Origin of the sequence: Emticicia agri (assembly GCF_004168285.1) — a bacterium.
GTDB lineage: Bacteria > Bacteroidota > Bacteroidia > Cytophagales > Spirosomataceae > Emticicia > Emticicia agri.
The window spans coordinates 62,725-70,676 of sequence record NZ_SEWF01000031.1 but is presented as its reverse complement, the minus strand read 5'-3'; the positions used below and the strand labels follow the sequence as shown (position 1 = coordinate 70,676).

At 36.3% G+C, this 7,952-nt stretch carries 8 protein-coding genes; 2 read left to right on the top strand and 6 right to left on the bottom strand.

Annotated elements, in window-relative coordinates; translation table 11 throughout:
• Nucleotides 1–599, top strand: a 599-nt coding sequence (locus EWM59_RS18865; RefSeq protein ID WP_207220023.1) for a transposase, incomplete at its 5' end; no start/stop codon positions are given.
• Nucleotides 600–949: 350 nt separating this feature from the next.
• On the top strand, nt 950–1,387 hold the full coding sequence (locus EWM59_RS18860; protein WP_130022809.1) for a D-Ala-D-Ala carboxypeptidase family metallohydrolase: 438 nt from the start codon (nt 950–952) through the stop codon (nt 1,385–1,387).
• A 63-nt stretch (nt 1,388–1,450) separates the two neighbouring features.
• Here EWM59_RS18860 and EWM59_RS18855 read toward each other — a convergent pair whose 3' ends face one another.
• The 6 genes from EWM59_RS18855 to EWM59_RS18830 form a co-directional block, all read right to left on the bottom strand.
• A complete protein-coding gene (locus EWM59_RS18855) occupies nt 1,451–2,446 on the bottom strand; it encodes an acyltransferase family protein (protein ID WP_130022808.1) in 996 nt (331 codons plus the stop codon).
• Nucleotides 2,447–2,639: 193 nt separating this feature from the next.
• Nucleotides 2,640–3,161 carry a GNAT family N-acetyltransferase gene (locus EWM59_RS18850; RefSeq protein ID WP_130022807.1) on the bottom strand — a complete coding sequence of 174 codons (522 nt, stop codon included), beginning with the start codon at nt 3,159–3,161 and terminating at the stop codon, nt 2,640–2,642.
• A gap of 56 nt (nt 3,162–3,217) precedes the next feature.
• Nucleotides 3,218–3,652, bottom strand: a complete 435-nt coding sequence (locus EWM59_RS18845) for a response regulator (protein ID WP_130022806.1) — start codon at nt 3,650–3,652, stop codon at nt 3,218–3,220.
• Nucleotides 3,653–3,789: 137 nt separating this feature from the next.
• Nucleotides 3,790–4,257: a response regulator gene (locus EWM59_RS18840; RefSeq protein ID WP_130022805.1), complete on the bottom strand. Its 468-nt coding sequence runs from the start codon at nt 4,255–4,257 to the stop codon at nt 3,790–3,792.
• A gap of 416 nt (nt 4,258–4,673) precedes the next feature.
• Nucleotides 4,674–5,132: a hypothetical protein gene (locus tag EWM59_RS18835; RefSeq protein ID WP_130022804.1), complete on the bottom strand. Its 459-nt coding sequence runs from the start codon at nt 5,130–5,132 to the stop codon at nt 4,674–4,676.
• 250 nt (nt 5,133–5,382) lie between these two features.
• Entirely contained in the window at nt 5,383–7,863 is a 2,481-nt protein-coding gene (locus tag EWM59_RS18830; RefSeq protein WP_130022803.1) for a carboxypeptidase regulatory-like domain-containing protein, read from the bottom strand.
• Between the last annotated feature and the right edge of the window lie 89 nt (nt 7,864–7,952).

Here is a 7,952-nt window from a genome sequence, read left to right as displayed (position 1 = left end):
TTGTTTGTGAGTGCTATGATACGCACATGAGTTTACATTTCCAAAGACAGAGCAATAATAATTGTCCTGAATTTACAGACCAAGAGGCAATAACGATTTACCTATGTGGTATTTTCGAAGGCCATTATAGCCATCGCTCAACTTATAATTATATGGTCAATCATTGGTCATCATGGTTTCCAAAATTGCCGTCATATCAAGCTTATAATGCACGAATTAATGCAATATACTGGCATTTTGAGGTAATTATTTCCCATTTGATGAATCAAATGAATTTTAATGATTGCTATGATAATGTATCTTTGGTGGATTCATTGCCTATCATGCTTTCCAAACACCCTTATACAGCTAAAGTAGCATCTCAGATAGCAGATAAGGGCTATTGCGATGCAAAAAAACAATTTTATCATGGAGTAAAGTTCCATTTGGTAGGTAAGGACAGATTTGAAAAAATACCTAAACCTAACTTTTTTGATTTTACGCCTGCCAGTGTGAATGATTTAACAGCTATAAAACCCATGATTTGTCAATTAAAAAATCAAATTGTGGTCGGTGATAAAGCATATAGTTCAGAAAAATTCAACCAACAACTTTCTTAAAATAACACGGTCGTTTTAACTCCTATAAAATTAAAAAAAAGACAACAATATCTACAATCGGATGATAGCCTATTTTCTAAGTATATTAGCTCTGTTAGGCAACCTATTGAATCTTTCTTTAAGTGGCTCATTAGCAAAACAGATATTCAAAATGCTTCAAAGGTACGTTCTGCTAATGCTCTATGGTCGCATTGTTTAGGTAGAATAACTGCTGCCATTTGTCTATTTATTTTTAACCCTTGATTCACATTAAGTACCGATAGATAATATTCTATTGCTTTGCTTATAAATCTCATATAAATTCAAGCTTAGTTTAAAACAGCCAGAATTTTTATAAACTTTATATAGCCATGAATCTTTCACCTCATTTTACTTTAGCAGAAATGATACGTAGCGAATCAGCCAGCCGTCATGGAATTGATAATACGCCTAATGCTACTCAGACAAAAAATCTTCAAAATTTGTGTATAAATGTGCTGGAACCTTTACGCACATTGGTAGGTAAGCCCATCAATGTGAGTTCAGGTTTCAGGAACCCTACGCTTAACTCTTTAATAGGTGGGTCGCCCACCAGCCAACATATGAAAGGAGAGGCGGCAGATATTTCAGTAGAAGGCTTTACTACTGAACAACTATTTCTGCTGATTATCAGCTCTTCATTGCCATTTGATCAGATAATTCAGGAATTTAATTCTTGGGTACATATCTCGTATAAAAAAACAAATAGGCGAGAGGCACTAAGAGTTACCAAAAATGCGCAGAATAAAACAGTTTATACGAAGGTTTAAATCAAGGAATCTGGTTTTAGTGAGCGTGCCTGTATTTGCCGAAAACTACTATCAAATCATCAGCTACTTTTCTTTTTGAGTGTTTGTTACGCTTGCTGTTATTTTATTCAACACTATATCATAGTAATAACTGTATATTAAGGTAACAATCAGTAAGACAGATAGTGTAACAGGTGTAAAGAAAGAAGAACCATATTTGGTTCCGAGGTAATCCCATAGTATCATGTGGGTCAGATATAATGAAAAAGAGAACTTTGCCACCCATAAAAAAAACTTATTGACTAAAGGCATGGTTCTGAAAAAAATGATTGTAAGGGAGGTATAAGCAAAAAAAACAAAGATGTCGTTTAAGTTTTTACCTATATTTCCGCCTTTGATAGCTAAAATTCCCGTAGCCGCAAGACAAACGATAGCTATTATCATGTAATAAATAATAGGAGCCGTAATAAGTTTATCTAACTTACCTGTTCTGGCCACAGCCATACCAAGCGCAAACTCCCACAGATATTGCAGAAAGAATCTTTTATAGGCGTCTCCCCCTTCGGGTATGACGAAGGAGAGGAATAAACTATAACCTATCGAAATAGCTAATGTTAAGCCTATGAATAGTTTATATTTTTCAGACTTGAGAAACCATAATAACAAAGGAAATACTAAGTAAAACTGCACAATAGTAGATATGAACCAGAATTGGGCACCATAAGAAGTAATATATTCTGAATCAAACATTTTGAATAACAGAATATGGCTGAGAAATGCCACAAAATCTATTTCATAAACTTTAGTGAGCAGATTTATCAGGAAAATCAGCGTGATGGTTATATAATAGGGCAATAAAACCTTGATTAACCTGCGCTTAATAAATGTCTGATAATCTACGTATTTTGATAAAGTCAATCCAAAACCTGAAACAAAGAAAAACAAATGGATACCCGCTCCACCAAAACTTCTGGCATAACTCAGGTAAGTCGGTAAAGGATAGGTAAACAAGAAATGATAAATAACTATAGTAAAGATAGAAAGTCCACGGGCATAATCAATGTAGTCGTATTTTTTCATTCTTGTTAAATAAAGATTACAGTTGGCAAATATCCCTTATTAGCTGTTATGTTCTTTACTATCAGGGCGGGTAGGTAGTACAATTATTAACTTTTGTTGAGTTGTAAAGTTTTTTACCTCAAAACCCATGCCATTTTTACGGGTAGTATAGCTTAGAAAAAAGCTGAGAACCGGGCATTTAAAAGAAAGAAATCTACGCTGTTTTTTTTGACATAATCACCATTTCTGTATGCTCTGCTCTGATAAACGGATAATCTAAAAGGGTTTCACCAATTACATCAAATCCCTGTTTTTGATAAAATGCTTCGGCATTACCGCCTTTCATGGCTTTTAACCATATAATCTTTTTGTTTCTGTCTTTAGCAAATGCTGTAATCATTAAAAGTGTTTCTTTGCCCAGTCCTTTTCCCGAGGCATTTTTTAGAAAATAAATACGCTCTAATTCAAGGGCTTCGTTTGCGCTGTAATCATCCACTGCTTTATCAATATTTAATTTTACAAGCCCTACAGGTAGATTATCAATAATAACAAGAAAAAAGATTGAATTGGGTTGTACTATTTCTTTTAAGAATTGCTCCTCATTGAAGCTATTCTTCATATAGTTTTTGCCCCCGTCTGTCCATAAATGTGTATAATGCTCCTGATAAGATTGTGTTGCTATGGCAACCAACTGTGGAATATCTTCTTTGGAGCAAACTTTATATACGAGCTTCATAAACGTTTGCAATGAATAATGGATTGGTGCACGGTTTTTGTAACAGCATTAAAAAACTACACATATAAAGTCTTGGAATTTGGGTGGAGACACTTTGCCCAATAATCAACAATTAACTTAATATCCTTCTTTGTTTCTTCAAAATCATGACTCTTCTGAAAAAAACCTTGTACCGTTAATTCTTTATAGGCCTCATTAATGTAATCTCTGTTAGAGGTAGTGGTATAAAATACAAAAGGAATGATTTTCGATTTTAGTTTTTCATCTTTATCTATATACCTTTTTAATTCTAAACCACTCTGTTTGGGTAAATTAATATCGCACAAAATAAGAAAAGGTATTTCAGCAGAATTCTTTATATGAGTCAAGGCATCATTGCAATTATCAAAGCAAAGTAACGGGTTTGGAATATCTACGTCCTTAAAAGCTTCTTCAAAAAAGTTTTTATCATCTATATCGTCTTCAATCAGAATAATCGGGCGAGTAATCATATTTGTTTATTTAGAATAAAGCCAAAGATAAGATAATATATTAGCTATACACCATTAAAAATAAACATGAGCCACCCTAAAATTCTGGATGACTCATGTTCTTATAATTTTTTGAACCAATCAATTATGACGTTCTTCTAAAAGCGTTTTTCTGTAATGAAAAACGAATCTTCTAAAGGGGGGAAATAATGTTCCCAGTTTAAGCGCAAAGCTTTATCAATCATTCTTTTCAAATCATAAAAACTAATAGGCTTTGCAAAATATAAATTGGCTCCGTTTCCATAACTTGTCATAATATCCTCAGGGTTTGTGGATGTACTTAAGATAACGCAAGGTATCTGACTATATACCGGGTTTTTTCTTATTACTTCTAAACACGCTATGCCTGATAATTTGGGCATATTCAGATCAAGAAAAATTATATGAGGGAGCGATGAAGTTGTATTCAAGTAATTAATTACATCTAAACCATTGAACACTGTATTTAGTCTGGTTTCAAAAGGTAATTGTGCAAGTGCATCTGCAAAAAGTTGGCTATCGTCCGAATCATCTTCAGCAAAAAGAATTTCTACAGGTGTGTATTTATTGACCAATGCATTATTCATTTCTTGGATTTTTATAAGGAAGTTATATCAGATTGTCAGGGATAAAACAAAAATTATATGATGATATATATATACGTAGAGCAAGGAAGAAAGGTTTTATTAAACAGGAAGAAATTGTAAGCAAACCGGAAACAAAAAAAGCTACACTTTGATAGCGTAGCTTTGTACTGACATCATTGTTTTACCTTTTCTTGTGGGCCCACCTGGGATCGAACCAGGCACCTACTGATTCACTTTCCTTCGATTTCCCGAAGTAGTAGGACTATATCATCACCCTTCTGCTATGCAGTGTTGGGCGGGGGGCGTTAGTAGAAGTTTATTGGTAAGTCTCCTCACTTCTTAGTCTCTGCACCTTCCAAGTTACTATCTTGACTTTTCACTTGGCTTGGCTCAGGATTGCCATCGGCTTGCGTCCGTTAAGGTTTCCCTGAATTAACCCCCTTCTCATCTCGTAATTCCTTACGAGAGGCACCATATAAAATTCTTTCAACATTCTCAAAGGAAAGTTCTGGATTATGTTCTTCTGCATGACAATTTGAACATAACAGAATACACTTTTCAGCTTCACTCAAAATTAAATCCCATTTTTTATTGGATAATACTCGCATATCCAACTTGAATTTTTTATTCGTTGAATTAAGATGATGAAAGTGGAGAGCAGATAAATTTTTAGAATATCCACATTTGCCACATTTACCGCCAAAAGACTGAATTAAATCAGACTTCCGTCTTAGTGAACGAATTGTTTGTGAGTGATATGTGTTGGTTTGACTTTTAACTCGCCAATAATGGTCTTTTTGCTTACAAGTATTACTACAATACTTTTGCTTTTGACCAAAAATAGCTGTCTGACAAACAACACAAAACTTTTCCATTAATTAAAGAACTTTATTTTGATGAGTCAGTTGCTCTAACCGAATGAGCTATAGGCCCTAAAACCTTGTTGGTTTTGTGGTGCAAAAGTAAGAATTAAGAAATTAACTTCAAAGAAAAATTATAAAAGTCAGCAATAAAGTTGTGCTAACAGAGTAGGAGAGTAGCCAAAATAGGCTGTGTTATGCCATAAAACCAAAAAGCCATTCCCCGAAAGAAATGGCTTTTTTATGAGTATGTTTGTTGTTTTTATCAGTTCATTTGCAAGATTTTAATCTCAGTACGGCGGTTAAGCTGATGTTGTTCTTCTGTACAAGTTACTCCATCTGCACAGCCATTTACTAACATGGTTTCTCCATAACCTTTAAATTCTACACGGCTACGGCTGATACCTCTTTTGAACAGGTAATTGGCAGATGATTTGGCACGGTTATCTGATAATGTCTGGTTGAAATCAGAATCAGAACGGCTATCAGTATGCGCACGCAATTCTACTTTCATGTTTGGATACTGGCGCATTAATTTTACCAGTTTATCCAGTCCGGCTCTTGCATCAGGGCGTAGGTTGTAACGGCCATATTCAAAATAGATGTTATCTACCTGCACTATATCACCTGTGCTAAACATCATAATATCGGCAGTTACATCTCCATTTTTACAACTTAAACGACGGATACGTTTACCTTTTGAGCCAAGGTTGTCTTTAGTGCCTTCAATGGTATAGTCGCAACCCTCTACTACCTGGAACTGGTAAGTGCCTGTAGCATCGGTTGTAGCGGTTTGTGTGCTGTTATCGCATTCATTGCGTAAAGTTACCAGTACGCCCGCTATTGGCTGATTAGTGCCTTGCATAGTTACTTTGCCTTTCAGGAAGCATCTGTTACCCGGCAGTGTGCTACTTGGATTATTGCCTGTATATCCACTTTGTACAGAAGGATTATTCTGTGCCAATGTGGTAGAGTCAACAGCAGGTTTTGGTTTTGCCATGGGTATTTCCAGTCGTGATGGCTCATTGTCGCAATCTTTGGTTGAGAAACTTACTGTATTAGGGTTGTATCCCTCACGGGTAGCTCTGAAAGTAAACTCTGTATCTTGTTCCAGGCCTTCCAATTTCACGCTGCCGTCGGCATCGCTCATTTTTTCTTTAATCGTACCATCTTTGTCTTCGTAAACAATTTTGGCGTTGTCTAAAGGCATTTTAGTTTCTGCATCATAGACAGCAATAATCAAATCACAACCCTCTTTGAGTTCACACTCCCGGTCAAATTTGTAAATATCATCATCATCTCCGCCACGTTTACGGTTAGAACTGAAATAACCTGCTTTACGGAAACCATCAGTTAAGATACCGAAGTCGTCTTTACTTGAGTTGATAGGCGAACCTAAGTTAATGACACGGCCTTTAGGCGTAGTACCGTCTAATTGTGAGAAGAAAATATCTAACTCACCCAAACCTGCATGTCCGTCAGAAGAAAAATATAAATGACCTTTATCATCTACAAACGGAAACATTTCATTGCCTTTGGTATTTACATTTTTACCTAAATTAACCGGGGCTGTCCAACTGCTTCCATCATAACGAGATACATACAAGTCAGTTCCGCCAAAACCTCCGGGCATATCAGAGGCAAAGAATAAAAGTTTCTCATCAGGCGATAGGGCAGGATGCCCTACTGAATAATCATCACTGTTAAACGGTAATTCTTTGATGTTTTTCCAACCATCTTTATTGGCTTCTCCTATATACAATTTCAATTTTGTAATGCCGTCTGAACTTCTTTTGGTTTTCCCATTCAGGAAGTTGTTACGGGTAAAAATTACTTTTGACCCATCTTTAAAGAAAGCCGAAGGCCCTTCGTGGTATTTTGAGTTGATAGAGCCACTCATTCTGTCTGACTCTGTCTGAGGTTTGTCTCCATACCCTAAACCTAAACCCACGTTAGTTCCGCCATAAGTTCCTATTGTACGAGTATCGTTAGCTGTTGGTGCAGTATATTCATCTGAACCAAGTACACCACCGCTACCACCTCTTTTACGAGGAGTTCTGGCTTCTTCAGTACCTGTACCCAATCCGGCGGCTTGTCCGCCAATGGCAGAAACGTTATCTAAGAAATACAAATCAAGAAAAGGCGTGTCATTCCAGCCAAATACCCGGCGAACCCCAACTGTACTACGACGGTTAGAAACGAAAACCAAACCGTTTTTGAAATAAGATGGGCTGAAATCAGATGAATTCGTATTGATTGACAGATAATCTACCTTATAGCAGTTGGCATTTTTTGACAATACGCTTACATCGTTGTAAAGTTTCGAAAAGCCTTTGCCACGAGGGTCGTCTTCTACTTTGCGGGTGTATTTGTCATACATTTCCTGTGCTTCTTTGTATTTACCGTTGCTGGCAAGTACCTGGGCATACTTCAAAGCTACCGGAACTTTATCGTCTGATAATTCTCCGGTGCTTCCTTCAAATATCTCACGGTAAACGCGTTCAGCGTTTTGCGTATCCTTGATTTTGGTATAGCTATCAGCCAGTTTTATTCTGGCATCTAACTTTTGTGCCTCGGTAATCCCTTTTTTGGTCAAAGCAGATTCATAAGCATCAATAGCCTTGATATAGCTAAGACTTTCATAGTGATGTTGGGCAGCTTTAAGCAATGCTTCCTGCGCTTGTACTCTACCTATGAATAGAGCTGCCATAAATATGGCCCCGATGATATTTATCCTGACAGTCATTGTTGCTGAATTTAAATTCGCTCAGATTTGTAAAAATAATTGCATATAAAACCATGATGCGAGAAAAAAATGATAGACTCAGATTTTTC